Consider the following 14,651-nt stretch of genomic DNA (forward strand, 5'->3'; position numbering starts at 1 on the left):
CCAAGGAGCTGCTGGCGCCGGACTGGGGCCGCCGCACCCTGGCGGACTGGGCCCACCACAAGTTCGGCATCACGGCGGACGCCGCGAGCTGGAAGGGCCTGGACCGCAATCAGATCGCCCGCGATCTCAAGAAGACGGCCCGCGAGGTCTACGTCACGAAGGAGGCGGAGCTTCCCGTCCGAATCGCGGCCACGCGGTTCCTCGGCGATCGCTCCCACGCCGCCTCGCAGACGCCCCGATACGACCGCGAAGGTCTGGCCGCCTGGGCCTCGGAGCGGTTCCACAGCGTCGTCGACGCGTCTGACATCCAGACGATGCTTCGGCCCGAGATGGAAGCGTTCCTGATCGACCTGGCCCGCAAGAAGTACGAGGGGGCGAAGCTCTCCGAGGAGCTGACGACCCGCCTGGACGCCGTCTTTCCGAAGTCGGCCTCTCGCGATAAGCACCCCATCGCAACCGACTCAAAGGCCATCGCCGGGCTGCTGGATTGGGCCCGCAAGGCGATCGGTTACTCGGGGACGGACGAGGAATTCGCGGCGCTTTCTCCCGAGGACGCCCGCGAGACCCTCGTCGCCGCGCTCGACGCCAAGATTCGGCCCGAGATGCGGGAGATGGAGAAGGTTCTGCTTCTCCAGATCCTGGACGCGAGCTGGATGGAACACCTTCGGGCGATGGACCACCTGCGGAGCTCGATCGGGCTGCAAGGGTACGCCCAGATCGATCCCAAGGTCGAGTTCAAGCGCGAGGGTATGCGGATCTTCGGCGAGATGTGGAACGGCATCGCCGACCGCGTCACCGACCTGATCTTCCGCGTCGAGCAGTTCGACCCCGAGTTCCTCTCGTACCTCGGCTCGCGCTGGAAGCTGGAGCGAGCCCAGACGATCCACGGCGCGGAGGCTGCAGCCTCATCGCTGGCCGCCACGCCCTCGCTCGACGCCGGCGACGGCGTCCGACAGGCTCAGGACGACGCCATCGAGGCCTCTCAGACCTCCGACAAGCGGAAGGAACCCGTCCGCAACGTTGGAAAAAAGGTCGGTCGGAACGACCCTTGCCCCTGCGGGTCTGGAAAAAAATTCAAAGCCTGCTGCATGCGGAAGGAGTCGTCGGTCGATACATTCTGATCGACCCGCGAACTTGTTGCAGTCGGGTGAATTCCACCGTGACGCGAACCTTCGCGTCACGGGAAATGGATCACTAGCCGTCTGGAACCAAGCTCTTAGGACGAATCAGCGGGCATCCAGGTTCGCTGATTCGGCCGCTTCGTCGCAACCCGCAAGGTCAACGTGCCTCGGTCTACGTTTCCGGCGACACACGGGAAACGAATGAGCTGGGCACGCTGATTGCTCTAGGAGCATGCGTCTCGTCGAGAGGACCCCTTGCTCTCTATCGGGAAAGGATTCCCCGGGATGCCGCTGGTCTTGAACGCGATCTACGTTGCGATGCTGGTTCTGCTCTCGCCCGTGCTTGGCTATCGAATGATCCGCTCGGGCAAGTATCGCGACGGGCTCTGGGAGAAGTTCGCGGGAGACGCCCCGAACCGGATCGGCGACGGCCCCTGTCTGTGGTTCCACGCCGTGAGCGTGGGCGAGGTTCTGCTGCTCCGTCCGCTGGTCCGTGAGATGGCCCGGCGGCGGCCGAACTGGCAGGTGGTGATCTCGACGACGACCCCCACCGGCCTGGCGGTCGCACGACGGACCTTCCCGGAGCTGATCACCTTCTACGCGCCGCTCGACTTCAGTTGGGCCACTCAACGCGCCGTTGGGCGGATTCGTCCCACCGTGCTGGCTCTCGTCGAGTTGGAAGTGTGGCCCAACCTGATTCGCTCCGCCAAACGGGCGGGGGCGAAGGTGGCGATCATCAACGCCCGGCTCAGCGAACGGAGCCATCGGGGCTACCGGCGAATTCGCGGCCCGCTCGGCCCGACGCTGCACCGAATCGACGCCGTGGCCGCCCAGGACGAGGATTACGCCCGTCGGTTCGTTGATCTCGGCATTCCCGCCGAACGGGTCAGCGTCACCGGATCGGTGAAATACGACGGCCTGGAGAGCGATCGCAACAACGCCCGTACCCGGGAGTTGCGCTCGGAGTTGGGGCTGTCGACCGCCGACCTCGTCTTTGTGGCCGGCAGTACGATGGAAGGAGAGGAGGCGGCTGCGCTCGAGGCTTATCGAGCGGCCAAGAAGGATCATCCTCGCCTTCGCCTGATTCTCGTCCCGCGTCATGCCGAGCGGTTCGACGAGGTCGCCCGCTGGCTGGAGACGGGGGGAGAACAGGTCGTCCGCCGCAGCGAAGGGCGGGTCGAGCCTTCGTCGCCTGGTCTCAACGCTCCGGTGGTTCTGATCGACACGATCGGCGAGTTAGGAGCCGTCTGGGGCCTGGCCGACGTCGCCTTCGTGGGCGGGAGCCTGCTGCCGGGCCGCGGGGGCCAGAACATGATGGAGCCGGCCGCCTATGGGGCGTCGGTGATGTTCGGTCCGCATACCGCCAATTTTCGCGAGACGGTCGCGCAACTCCTGGCCAGGAACGCGGCTCGGCGTGTGGCGGGGCCCCGTGAACTGGCGCTCCATCTCTGTGAGGACCTCGACGAACCGGAGGCTGCGGCGGCTCGCGGCGAGGCGGGGCGTCGGTTCGTTCTGGCCCAGCATGGGGCCTCGGGACGGACGCTCGTCGAACTGGATCGACTGGTGGAATCGTCGTACGCCCAAAAGTCGGCTTGATCGGTTTTTTTGTTTCGCGATAGTCTGCACTTGATATCGTGGACCCGGGACCGAGAGATCGCCGTGGGCTCTCCTCTCCTGGGCACGGGCCTGGATTCCCGCACGGCGGACCGAGACAGAGATAGGATGGAGCTGAGATGAGCGAGCCCGAATCCTCCCAGCAGCCGGTCACGACCGAGGTCATCGTCGACGATTCCTCGACGGTCCCCTCGTACTCGAACTTCTGCCGCGTGACGGCCACTCCCGAGGAGGTGATCCTCGATTTCGGCCTCAACCCGCAGCCGTTCGCCCAGGGTCGTCAGGACGTGAAGGCGAACCAGCGGCTGGTCATGAACTTCTACACCGCCAAGCGGCTCCTCACCGCGCTGGGGATGACCATCCAGCGGCACGAAGGGACCTTCGGCCAGATCGAGCTGGACGTTCGCCGTCGCGCTCACATTCCGCAGCCGGGCGCGCCGACCGGCCCGAAGGGCGTCGTCGAGTAAGCCGCTCTTCGCATCCGCCTTGCTGAGAAACCACGCCACGAGGCCGCGGCCGGGGAACCACCCCGCCGCGGCCTCGTTTGTTTCCCCTCGCCGCGGCATTTCTCCTCCTCACGTCGAATTTGTCGATAATTCGGCTTGCATCGTTCCTTTCGCTGATCGAGGTCGCCCTCTGCGGCCGATGCTGATGGTAAGAAAAGATCCGCGTGCGCCGGTTGCAGCCCGGGGTCGGGTCTTGCCGGATGTTTCGGCTCATCATCAAACGCCGGGTGCGCCGATACTGAGGACCGCCGGGTGTCTCGGCCTCGGTTCAGGACGGACGAGTCCAGCGTTAGGAGATAATGGAATGTCTCAGCCATCCCGACCGCGGGCGCAGAGCCCAGCGCAGCGGCGAAACCGCACCATCAAGCTTGAGGGAGCCACCCCGCTTGAAGCACGTCCCCTGATGGCTCCCGTCGTCCCAGTCTACCCGCTTGAAGCCACCTTCACTGCGGCGACGACCCCGACGAACTCGTTCCTGGGTACAGTGGTGGTCGACTCGAACACCACCGCGACCACCCTCAGCAGCCCAGCGCCGATCACCTCGGTGGCCGAGCTGACGCCGCTGTCGTCGTTCGGCGGCGACATGGTCAAGGTCGAGGCTGGGCCGGGCGGAGTCTTCGGCAACGGACTCTACGCGATCTCGCGAGGGGCCGGGGGCAACACGAACGCCGTCAACAGGCCGGGGGTCATCTACCGGGTCGACCCCGCCACGGGCAAGGCCAGCGTGTTCTTCGACCTGAACACGGTGATGAACCAGCTCGATCCCACCAACGCCCTGAACCGGGACGGCTCCAATCCTGCCGCCGCCTCGCTAGGCGGCGCCACGACCGGCGGGACCGACACGACGGGCTACGCCAACTGGTACGACATCACCTTCGACCGGGAAGGCGTCATCGACGGCACGCCCTCCATGTTGGTCTCGGTGGCGGACCGGAACGACCCGGCGAAGAACGCGGTCTACCGGATCAGCGCCGACGGCACCTTCCTGGGCGCCTACGTGACCCTGACCGACGGCCAGGCGGCGACCAAGTTCAACATCAACCCGACGGCCATTGTCGTCCCCAGCGCGGAGATGCAGAACACGATCCGAGGGCTGGTGGCCGGCAGCGGCATCAGCTCGACCGGCGGAACTCTGGCGGCTCTGTACTTCAACTCGAACGAGTACTCGTCAGGTCAGGTGATCTCGAACGCTTCCAGCCTCCCCAAGGGGGTGTCGGAGACCGGCCTGAGCGCCGGGACGATCGCGGGCATCACCCAGGCGAACATCGACTACTTCTCGCCGCTCTACTCGATCTTCACCGACTTCGGCACCCCGTCCGGCGGCGGAATCGTCGCCACGCCCGGAGTCAGCGGCGTCCAGGGCTCGAACGGCGAACTGCTGATCGCCGGCCCGGCCAGCTACGATCCGACCACCGATACACTGGTCCCCGACTACACGTCGTTCCTCACGACCCCCTTCCGGCGGTTTGAGGACATTGCATTCGACCAGTACAGCTACTTCGCGCAGGCGGTCCCCCTGACCGCGACGGCGGCCACGACCGGCGCGAGCTCGACGACGTATACGGTCTCCGGTACGGCCACCTACGCCGGCAACCTGTTCGTCAGCGACCTGGCGACCGGATTGTACGTCACGGTGACCTCGGTGGCCGAGGGCGACATCCCCGCCGGCGTGTCCGTGAACGTGCCCGTCCAGGGCAGCGGCGTGATCGGCATCCAGAAGGCCGACCCGTCCCAGCCTTACAACGCCGTCACGAATCCCCTGGTGCCGATCGTTACGAACGGCAACACCACCGGCGGCTCCAACATCGGCGGCCGAATCGTCCGGATCACCCCGGATGGCCTCATGACGACGTTCGCCCAGGGGTTCGACACCTCGGGAGCGCAGGACTACACCAGCTTCCTCGATTCCGAGTTGAGCATCACGTTCTCTGCGGACGGCACCGTGCTGTACGCCTCGGACGGCGACGGCATCTGGCAGTTCAAGACGACCTCCAGCCTCGCCGGGTCGACCTCCGGCACGATCGTCGGCCTGAACGACCTGCGGACCTTGGGCGTTCCCTACGACGGCCAGGGGAGCGCCGTAGCGGTTATCGACACCGGCGTCGACTCCCTCTCGTCTCCGTTCCGCGGTCGCGTCGCGAACGGCACGAACGTCTATAACAATGGAACCGGCACCCAGGACCTCGCCTCGGGGCCGCTCACGACGACCGGGAACAATAACAACAACAATGGAGGCAACACCGGAGGTAACACTGGCACCACCGGCGGTTCCACCAACCTGGCTAACACGTTCGACGGTCACGGAACGCCCGTCGCGGGCGTGGTGGCGCAGTTCGTCCCGCAGTCGACGATCGATCCTGTCTCGATCTTCTCGCCGTGGTTCGGGTCGGTCAGCTTCACGCAGACGGGAAGTACCAACAACGGCGGCAACAATAACGGCGGCGGCAACAATAACAACAATAACAACACGACCCTCTCGGCGACGGCCAACGCACTGACCTCGACCAATGCGGTCTACCAGGGGCTGGCTTACGTCGCGTCGCACCCGTACGTGAACGACCCGGTGCGGTCGGGCCAGGTCTCGCGCGTCATCGCCTCGACCCTGGCGTTCGGTACGACCCAGACGTGGACCAGCGAGGCGCAGGCGTATCGCAACTATCCGCAAATCGTCATCGCCTTGAAGCTGCAGCTCAAGAAGTTCCGCTCGCTGGGCATCGCCCCGATCGCGGCCGCCGGCCAGTTCGGCTCGCCTCTCGGCCTGACTTCGGGCGGCACGACCGGTAATACCGGCGGCGGCAACACCGGCGGCACGACCACCTCGAATGGCACCGGATTGTTCCGCAGCAATGCGGACAGCGCAGACATCGGCGACAACAACGGCATGTCGATGCCGGCGATCCTGAACGAGACGCTCTCGGTCACCGGCACCTATCCGTTCCCCTACACGACGGACGCGACGACCACCCCGTTGAATACTCCGACGGGTGTGATTCCGTACAATCAAGGGCCGGTCCTGGTCTTCCAGAACTCCTTGACGATCGGCGGAGGGTCGACGGACAGCAACGTTACCTCCGGCATCAGCGCCGGGACGAATAACACCAACGTCGCCGCAAACGTCACCGCCTTTGCCAACTCCGACTTCAACATCTGGGCCGACCGGATCCCCGGCTCTGTCAACAGAGGTATCACGACGGACTTCGCCGCTCCGTCGATCGACGTCCCGACGTTCCGTCGTCGATTGGACACCACGACGATCTCGGGCACGACGACCACGACCAACGACGATGCGAACCGCCTGACGTTCACTCAGGTCGGGACCTCGATGTCGACGGGCATCCTCACGGGCGCCTACTCCATGGTGTCCTCCGCCCTGAACTACTGGACGAACCTGAACAAGGCCCAGGGGCTCACGGCGGATGCCTACCTGACGACTCCGGTCGGCGTCAATTCGCTGAACTTCGGCGCCCACGGGATCGGCGACCTCTCGGCCTACAACAATCCCGACGGGATCAACGGCATCCTCGCCTGGACGGCCGTGCCTGTCTACGACGTGAACGACGGCTCCAGCGTGGCAACCCCCGCGCTGCTGAGCACCACGGACAAGCAGAACAAGTTCGAGGGCGCCAACGTGGCCCCGGCCTACGCCCGGGTCTCGATCAGCAACGCCATTGCCGCGATCGAGGGGACGGAGGCTCTCAATTACCTGATCTCCAACAACTACCTGACGCTGATCGACGCCAACAACGACGGCCTGATCACCGCCCAGGAAGTTCAAAGCTTCACCGATACGGCCGCTACGAAGGGGCTGGCCGAGGCCGGCGCCATGGCCCGCCTGCTCGGTGGAACGGCGTCCTACGCCCAGCCAGATGTGGGCATCAACAACACGGCCTTCAACGAGAACCCGGACCAGGCCGGCGCCCTTCAGCGTCGCTTCAACTTCTTCGACTACGTCGCCAACGGTAAGCTCAACGGCGCCGTCAGCATCGACAGTCTGAAGATGCTCGCCGGCACGCTGCTGCCTTCGGCGGACGCCTACGTGATCGTCGACCGTCAGCGGGCCTCGGCCAACGGCTTCCTGGTCGATCCCCAGGCCCAGCGGAACACAACGGCCCTGCAGCACAAACTCCCGCAGTTCATGTGGGTGTCCAAGGCGCAGGTCGCCAAGTTCCGCGGCATGAACCCCAACCGGTTCAAGATCAATCGGAACGAAGCACCAGGCACTTACCTGCCGTACTACACCCTGTTCGACTCGGGTGGTACGACCTCGAACCGGGTCTCCACTCCCGTCGTCACGACCAAGACGGTCAACGGCGAGACGATCCGGGTGCTCAGCTACAAGCAAGGCGCCGTCATCTCGAACAACACGTCGAGCAACTCGGGCACCACCACCTCGTCGACCGACACGTCGACGAGCACGAGCACGACGACGACCAACACGCCAACGACCGGCACGACCACGACCAGCACGACGCCGGCCACGTCGACCTCGACCGACAGCACGACGCCGACGACCACGACCACCTCATCCGACACGTCGACGAGCTCAAGCTCCTCGACGACGGACCAGAGCAATCAGGTTGTGGCGGCCTTGCTGGACCTGGCGAGCAAGAACTCGTCGACCGCCACTTCGACGACTCTGGGAACCGCCACGCCGATGGCGGCCGTCCAGTCCGACTCCCCGGCGACCACGGGCGTGGCCGCTTCGACCACCACCGCCGCGGCGACCTCAACGGCCGCCGTCTCGACCGAGGCCCCAACGACGCCGACCGTGACGACCACGCCGGCCGCCGCGACGACCTCGGCAGACCTGACCACCCAGCAGCAGGCCGCCGCCCAGGCCGCGGCCGCCAAGGCCCTGGCCTACAAGAAGGCCAAGGCCGCTCAGAACAGCAAGAGCACCCTCTCGAAGCTCTGGGACGACATCAAGAGCCCCTTCTCTTGATCCAGGCTTAGCGACTCTCGACGATCCGTCCTTCCGGCCGGCCCAGGTCCTTCGCGGACCTGGGCCGGCCGTTTTTCGTGGGCGAAGGCTCAGCCGTAGAGTGGGCCGAACGTCGCACACGCCCGGTAATCCGCGGCCTGAGGCTCGAGCGCTCCGTACAGGCTCCAGACGCTGGGGCGGAACAGCTTGTCGGCCGGAATGTTGTGCATCGCCACAGGGATTCGGAGCATGGACGCCAGCGTGATCAGGTCGGCTCCGATGTGGCCGTAGCTGATCGCGCCGTGGTTCGCGCTCCAGTTCGCCATGACGCTGTAAACGTCCGTGAACGGACCCTCGCCCGTGGTCCGAGGGACGAACCAGGTCGTCGGCCAGGTAGGGTTGGTCCGCTCGTTGAGCGTTTCGTGGACGTCGGGCGGAAGGTCGACCGACCAGCCTTCGGCGACCTGTAGCACGGGGCCCAGGCCCTGCACCAGGCTCAGTCGGTTCATGGTCATGGGCATTCCGCCCTTCGACAGGTAGCACGAGGAATAGCCGCCGCCTCGGAAATACTCCGAGATCGCGGGGGGCCAGCTCGTCGCCGTCAGGCAGGCGTTGACCTCGTCGGGGGTGATCTCCCAGAACGGCTTCATGACCGGAGCGCCGTTGCGGGTCTGCCGGCCGGTGCCGTCGAGCGTCGCCGCGCCCGAGTTGATCAGGTGGATGAAGCCGCCGGCGGCCAGGCCCTCCAGCGACTTGCCGGTCACACGACGGACGGCTTCCGCACTCCAGAACGTGCGGACGTCGGCGAAGATTTGCGCGGTGTTCGTCAGCAGATGGTTGAACAACATGCCGACGCCGTTGAGGCAGTCGTTCTCGGTCGCGAACATGAACGGGGCCCGAACGCCGTTCCAGTCGAAGGACGAGGTGAGGATGGCTTCTGGGAAGTCGCCGTTGGGGGAGTGGTCGGTCCACGCCCGCTGACCCTGGAAGCCGCCGGAGATCGCGTTGCGCCCCAGCGCCTCCTCGCCGTAGCCCAACTCGGCGAGTCGCGGATTGCCGATCATCAGGTCGCGGAAGATCAGCGTCATCTTGACGACGGTCCGCCAGTCCTCGGCCTTCGCCTCGGCTGACTTTCGCGACGCCGGCGGGTTGTAGTCCTTCCCCTCGGGGCAGTGTTTCTTGACCCAGGCGAGCGCCTTTTCGAACTCGTCCGGATCATAGATCTCTTCCTCGATCCGCCGCGTCACCTCGCTCATGTCGACGCACTCGACCCGCATGCCGAGGTGGCGTTCGAAGAGCGGTTGATCGACGATCGAGCCGGCGATGCCCATCGAGACGCCGCCGAGCGACAGATAGGACTTTCCCCGCATCGTGGCGACGGCCAGCCCCGAACGGGCGAATCGGAGGAGCTTCTCCTGAACGTCGTCGGGAATCGAGACGTCGCCCGCGTCCTGGACTTCGCGACCGTAGATCCCGAATGCCGGCAGCCCCTTCTGATTGTGGGCCGCGAGGACCGCCGCCAGGTAGACCGCGCCGGGACGCTCGGTGCCGTTGAAGCCCCAGACCGCCTTGGGCGTGAGCGGGTCCATATCCATGGTCTCACTGCCGTAACACCAGCAGGGAGTGACGGTCAACGATACGCCGACGCCTTCGCGCGCGAACTTATCAGCGCACGCGGCAGCCTCGGCGACGCCGCCGATGCAGGTGTCGGCCACCACGCATTGGACCGGCTCGCCGTTGGGGTGACGGAGCCGCGAGGTCAGGAACTCGGCCGCGTTGCGGGCCATCCCCATGACCTGATCTTCCAGCGATTCCCGCACGCCCCGACGCCGGCCGTCGATGACAGGTCGCACGCCGATCTTGGGAAGGCGACCGATCCAGGGGCTCTTGACGCTCGCGTTCATGACTCGCTTCCTCGGCTACGCCCAAATCGACGCGCGCAAGGTCACGATGGGAGTATCGCGGCCAGTCCGAGGCGCGTCTCACTCCCTTGTACCGGTGCGGAAGGCCGGTGGAAACCGGGTGGCGGCAGGGCTCAGCGTTCGAGGATGCCGGGGCGAGGGAGGAGGTAACCCTTAACGCAGACCTCGACCTGCGGCCACTGCTGAGCCGCCGTGACGACCTCGAAGCCGCGCGAGTCGACGACGATCGTGTCCTCCGACCGCGCCGAGCCGACGCTGGGATTCCAGCAGACGGCCATGTTCGGCTCCAGCTTCAGCGTGCTGTCGGGCGTCAACAGCGCCTCGCGGGGAGAGTAGCCGATCAACACCCCCTGATAGTCCAGGGTCCACTCATGGGGTGCGTTGAACTTCTCGTAGATCCGCCGAGCCCGGCGGAAGACTTCGGAGACCGTCTCTTCAGGACGTGAGAAGTAGATACACGTCGCGTCGACCATCGCGGCGAGCGTGTGGTTCGCCCGGAAGTCCTCTTCGGCCGGGCCAAACGACACGCTCCGCGTCACCGAGGCGCAAATTCCATGACGCCGGCCCGTGACGGTGATCGTCGCCCGCTTGAGAATCGGCTCGGCCTTGAAGGTCGGCTGGCGATACCGATTCAGGCGGTCGTCGCTCACGACGCGAAGATCGACGGGGGCGACCCCCTCGCGGATCAGCCTGTGGGCCAGGTGGCCGGCGACATCCGCCTCGCGTTCTCCGCGATCGAAGTTGCGACAGGTCGCCTCAACGGCCAGGCTCAGGGTTCGGCCAAGCTCCCGGAGCCGTTGTCGTTCCAGAGGCGTGAGTCGGCGGCGAAGATCACGAAGCGGGTCAAGCGCCCGCCGCCACTGGGTGCAGCCTTCCGAGCCCATGTCGGTGGCGTACCGCTTGTTGTGGCAGAGTTCCGCCACCACACGGTCGGGATCGTCGAACCAGGGACGCTCCTTGAGCTGGAACCCCAGACCCGCCAACTCTTCCTCGAAAACGCGGCAGCTCTGGACGTTGTCGGCGATGACAGCCCGACAGTCACGATTGATGAAGAGCAAGATCGAGCTGTTGTCCGACCAGTACTCCTGAGCCAGTTCGCCGCCCGAGGTGAACCAGGCGACCGAGTCGGACTTGCCCAGCACGACCGCGTCCTGGTTCGTGCGATCCAGGAACTCCCGGATTCGGTCGTGCTTGAGATCGACGTCCTCGCGACGACGCTTTCGCTCGACGTCGCCATGATCGCTGGCGGGGTCCGGGACCGCGGGGAGAGAACTCTTGGACGGACGATCGGCCGCCGTCTCCAGGATGCGGTCGACGACTTCCGCGTCGACGACTTCGTCCGCGACGAATCCGACCGGAGCGCCGATGTACAACTCGGTCGACACGACATCACCCCCAGCCCAACGCGAACCATGACCGTCAACGCCTCGAACGAGGCGGTCAGTCGAGGGGAAACCCTAGCGAGTTTGGTATCTTAAGGTCTTCGGGAATGGTGTTTCATATCCTTCCAATTGACACCGCCGATTGCAAGTACTTATTGCCTCCAATCGACAAAACCAGGAATGCACGCAAACAAGCGTCACGATGACGCGAGGCCGTCGTTCAAGGTCCGTTGTCGCCAGAAATCATTAAGAAAACCAAAGATTTCTGGTGTTAAATCGACCGCATTCGGCGCTCCCACCCGAAGCTCAAACCCATGGCGAGCCTCCGGGATGACTATGAGGCGATTGAAGGTGCCCTTCTCTTTCAGCCTTTCATGCATCTTTCGGGCCTGATCGACGGGCACCCAGGCGTCGTCGCCGCCGTGGATCGACAACGTCGCCGGCCCAGACGCCTCCACGTGATTCAGGGGCGAAGCCTCTTTGAACAGGGCTGGATCGTTTCCCAGGAACGTTCGGACCGGGTCGTGACGAAGCCGACGCTCGGAGACGAGATCCTCCAGATTGTAGGGCGTAGACAGACATACGGCCGCGGATACTTGTGGATCGATTTGAGCCGCCCGCGCCGCCAGGAGGCCGCCGGCTGAGGTTCCCAGCATGGCCACGCGGGTCGTATCGAGCTGGAATTCATCGGCTCGATCGAGAATGTGCTGCAAGGCGGACCGTACATCCTCAAGAGCCCCGGGCCAACTAGGCGCTCCCGGTCTGGCGAGTCGATAATCGACGACGGCGACCGCGAATCCCCCCCGCGCCAGGGGAGCGAACTGCGGGCCGTACTCCGTCCGCGAGCCACCCGTCCAGCTCCCGCCGTGGATCGCGACGACGAGCGGAAGCCGATGCGGATCGTCCGTCTGCTTTAGCGGGAGAAGGAGATCGTACCTGAGGGGCTCGCCGGCGATGGACTTGTAGGGGATACCCTGAATCACCCTAAGATCAGACGCCCAAGGGGTCTGCGGGTTCCGCGAACTCGCGGCGATGTGGACCGTAACCGCCAGCGTTAGGAGCCAGCCGATCCCTCGCAGGGTGGTTGCCATGGCCTCACCGACTTCCTGGGAATTCGATCTCGATCGTCCTACCTCAACCTTACTACGGAGTCGGCCCGATGGCGGATCAGAAACCAATCTTGCCGCTTCTCCAGCAGCGTGAGATCGAGGCCAGGATCGTCGGTCCGCTGATGCGGGCCTTCGCCGACGCTTTCGGCCGCGAGCCGACCCTGGAGGTCCTCCGCGGGGTGATCGTCGACCTGGCCCGCCAGGGAGGGGCCGACCTCGCCCAATCGCTCGGAGAGAGCTCGCTGGAGGCGTTCGCGACGACCCTCGGACGCTGGTGCGAGAACGACGCGCTGGAGATCGACGTGCTCGAGCAGTCGGACGAGCGACTCTCGTTCAACGTCGTCCGCTGCCGCTACGCCGAGATGTATCGTCGGCTGGGGCTCGAGGATCTGGGGGCGTCGCTCTCCTGCGTCCGTGATTTCGCCCTCGCCGAGGGATTCAGTCCTGAGATTCAACTCGAACGCACCCAGACGATCATGCAGGGCGCTCCATACTGCGACTTTCGTTTCCGCCGCGAGAAGCGCACTTCCGACCCGGCATGAGGCCTTCAAGACGATCGCGCGGCTTGTCGGTCGTGCTATAATGTGAACCGAAAACTCGCCGCGCCTCAGTTCCGGCGCTCGCCGGACGCCGCGGGATTCCCGGTGATTGGATCCCGATGCCCAGCACCTTCGTCGGAAACCCCGCCCCTCCCTTCGACCTTCCGTGCACGAGGCGTCCCGACCCGTCGCGGAATCGGGCGCGTCTGGTCGATTACAAGGGGCGATGGCTCGCGCTGGTCTTCTATCCACGTGACTTTTCGATGGTCTGTCCGACCGAGTTGATCGGACTCAGCCAGCGCGTCGAGGAATTCCGCGATCTCGGCTGCGATCTGCTCGGCGTCAGTTGCGATCCCGTCGAACTGCACGATCGCTGGATTGCGACGCCCAAGTCGCAGGGGGGGCTCGGAGGCTTGAACTTCCCCCTCGCCAGCGACGTCGACGGCGAGATCTCCACGGCGTACGGCGTTTTCGATCCCCGTCGGAACCTGGCCCTCCGAGGGACGTTCATCGTCGATCCCGAGGGGATCATCCAGTACGAGGTGATCCACAGCCTCAGCATCGGACGACGGAGTCAGGAGGTCCTGCGAGTCCTCACCGCGCTCCAGTCCGGCGGCCTCTGCCGCGAGGACTGGATGACGGACGGGTCGAACATCGACCCCTACCAGATCCTCCAGCCGGGCAACATCTTTTCCCACTACCACCTGGACTCGGAGATCGGAGCGGGGACGTTCGCGCGGGTTTACCTCGCACGCGACCTCCAACTCGACCGTCCCGTCGCGCTGAAGGTCTTCAATCGCGACTGTCCCGTCACGCCCAGCACGGCGCTGGCGGAGGCGCGATCGGTCGCCGCGCTGAACCACCCCAACATCTGCACGATCTATGCGGTCGACGACGCGGCGGGGTTGCCGGTGATCGCGATGGAGTACATCCAGGGACGAACGCTCTCATCTCGGCTGCGAATGGAGCGACCGCCGATCGACGACCTGCTGCATCTGGCCCGTCAGATTGCCGGAGGCGTCGCCGCGGCGCACGATGCGGGGATCATTCACGGCGACCTGAAGCCGGACAACATCATGGTGGCCGACGACGGGCTGGTGAAGGTCCTGGACTTCGGCCTGGCTCGTCGCGTCGACAGGCTCGGGCCGGTCCAGACGGATGAGACCAGCGAATTCGGCATCGCGGAGAACGGCGACGGCTTGTTCGGCACGCCGCGCTACCTGGCTCCCGAGCAGACCCTGGGCGATCCGGCGACGTTCGCCAGCGACGTCTTCTCCCTGGGGATCGTCTTCTACGAGATGGCCACGGGCATACCGGCCTTCACCGAGGGGAACGTCCTCCAGGTGATGCATCAGATCCGCAACATCGACGCCGACGCCATGGCCGTCGCCGCCGGCGAGCCCTTCACTCCCCTGCTCCGCTCGATGCTCGTCCCCGATCCCACCCGGCGCGACGTCCCGATGCGCCGAATCGTCGCCGAGATCGACGCCGTCTGCGAGTCGGTTTGACTCGCCGCAAGTCCCACTGTTTCGTCACT

At 65.3% G+C, this 14,651-nt stretch carries 9 protein-coding genes; 6 read left to right on the forward strand and 3 right to left on the reverse strand.

The window, feature by feature from the left end:
* The first annotated feature begins 329 nt into the window (after nt 1-329).
* The 4 genes from G5C50_RS33140 to G5C50_RS03850 all read left to right on the forward strand — a co-directional run bounded on the left by G5C50_RS33140 (nt 330) and on the right by G5C50_RS03850 (nt 8,183).
* Nucleotides 330-1,121, forward strand: a complete 792-nt coding sequence (locus G5C50_RS33140; RefSeq protein ID WP_407673484.1) for an SEC-C metal-binding domain-containing protein — start codon at nt 330-332, stop codon at nt 1,119-1,121.
* Nucleotides 1,122-1,406: 285 nt separating this feature from the next.
* The gene (locus G5C50_RS03840; RefSeq protein WP_165065195.1) at nt 1,407-2,717 is read left to right on the forward strand and encodes a 3-deoxy-D-manno-octulosonic acid transferase; all 1,311 of its coding nucleotides are present in this window, start codon (nt 1,407-1,409) and stop codon (nt 2,715-2,717) included.
* 137 nt (nt 2,718-2,854) lie between these two features.
* Nucleotides 2,855-3,202: a DUF3467 domain-containing protein gene (locus G5C50_RS03845; protein WP_165065198.1), complete on the forward strand. Its 348-nt coding sequence runs from the start codon at nt 2,855-2,857 to the stop codon at nt 3,200-3,202.
* A 343-nt stretch (nt 3,203-3,545) separates the two neighbouring features.
* On the forward strand, nt 3,546-8,183 hold the full coding sequence (locus G5C50_RS03850; protein ID WP_165065201.1) for a hypothetical protein: 4,638 nt from the start codon (nt 3,546-3,548) through the stop codon (nt 8,181-8,183).
* A gap of 89 nt (nt 8,184-8,272) precedes the next feature.
* Here the strand turns inward: G5C50_RS03850 and G5C50_RS03855 are convergent, their stop codons facing one another.
* From G5C50_RS03855 to G5C50_RS03865, 3 genes are all read right to left on the reverse strand, one after another.
* On the reverse strand, nt 8,273-10,066 hold the full coding sequence (locus G5C50_RS03855) for an L-fucose isomerase (RefSeq protein WP_165065204.1): 1,794 nt from the start codon (nt 10,064-10,066) through the stop codon (nt 8,273-8,275).
* A 131-nt stretch (nt 10,067-10,197) separates the two neighbouring features.
* Nucleotides 10,198-11,469, reverse strand: a complete 1,272-nt coding sequence (locus G5C50_RS03860; RefSeq protein ID WP_165065207.1) for a M24 family metallopeptidase — start codon at nt 11,467-11,469, stop codon at nt 10,198-10,200.
* A 194-nt stretch (nt 11,470-11,663) separates the two neighbouring features.
* Nucleotides 11,664-12,557 carry an alpha/beta hydrolase gene (locus G5C50_RS03865; protein WP_165065210.1) on the reverse strand — a complete coding sequence of 298 codons (894 nt, stop codon included), beginning with the start codon at nt 12,555-12,557 and terminating at the stop codon, nt 11,664-11,666.
* Nucleotides 12,558-12,625: 68 nt separating this feature from the next.
* On the opposite strand from G5C50_RS03865, the gene G5C50_RS03870 reads away from it, so the two are divergent.
* Nucleotides 12,626-13,117, forward strand: a complete 492-nt coding sequence (locus G5C50_RS03870) for an L-2-amino-thiazoline-4-carboxylic acid hydrolase (RefSeq protein ID WP_165065213.1) — start codon at nt 12,626-12,628, stop codon at nt 13,115-13,117.
* 116 nt (nt 13,118-13,233) lie between these two features.
* Nucleotides 13,234-14,622, forward strand: a complete 1,389-nt coding sequence (locus tag G5C50_RS03875; protein WP_165065216.1) for a protein kinase domain-containing protein — start codon at nt 13,234-13,236, stop codon at nt 14,620-14,622.
* Nucleotides 14,623-14,651 lie beyond the last annotated feature (29 nt).

Origin of the sequence: Paludisphaera rhizosphaerae, from assembly GCF_011065895.1 — a bacterium.
Taxonomy (GTDB): Bacteria; Planctomycetota; Planctomycetia; order Isosphaerales; family Isosphaeraceae; genus Paludisphaera; species Paludisphaera rhizosphaerae.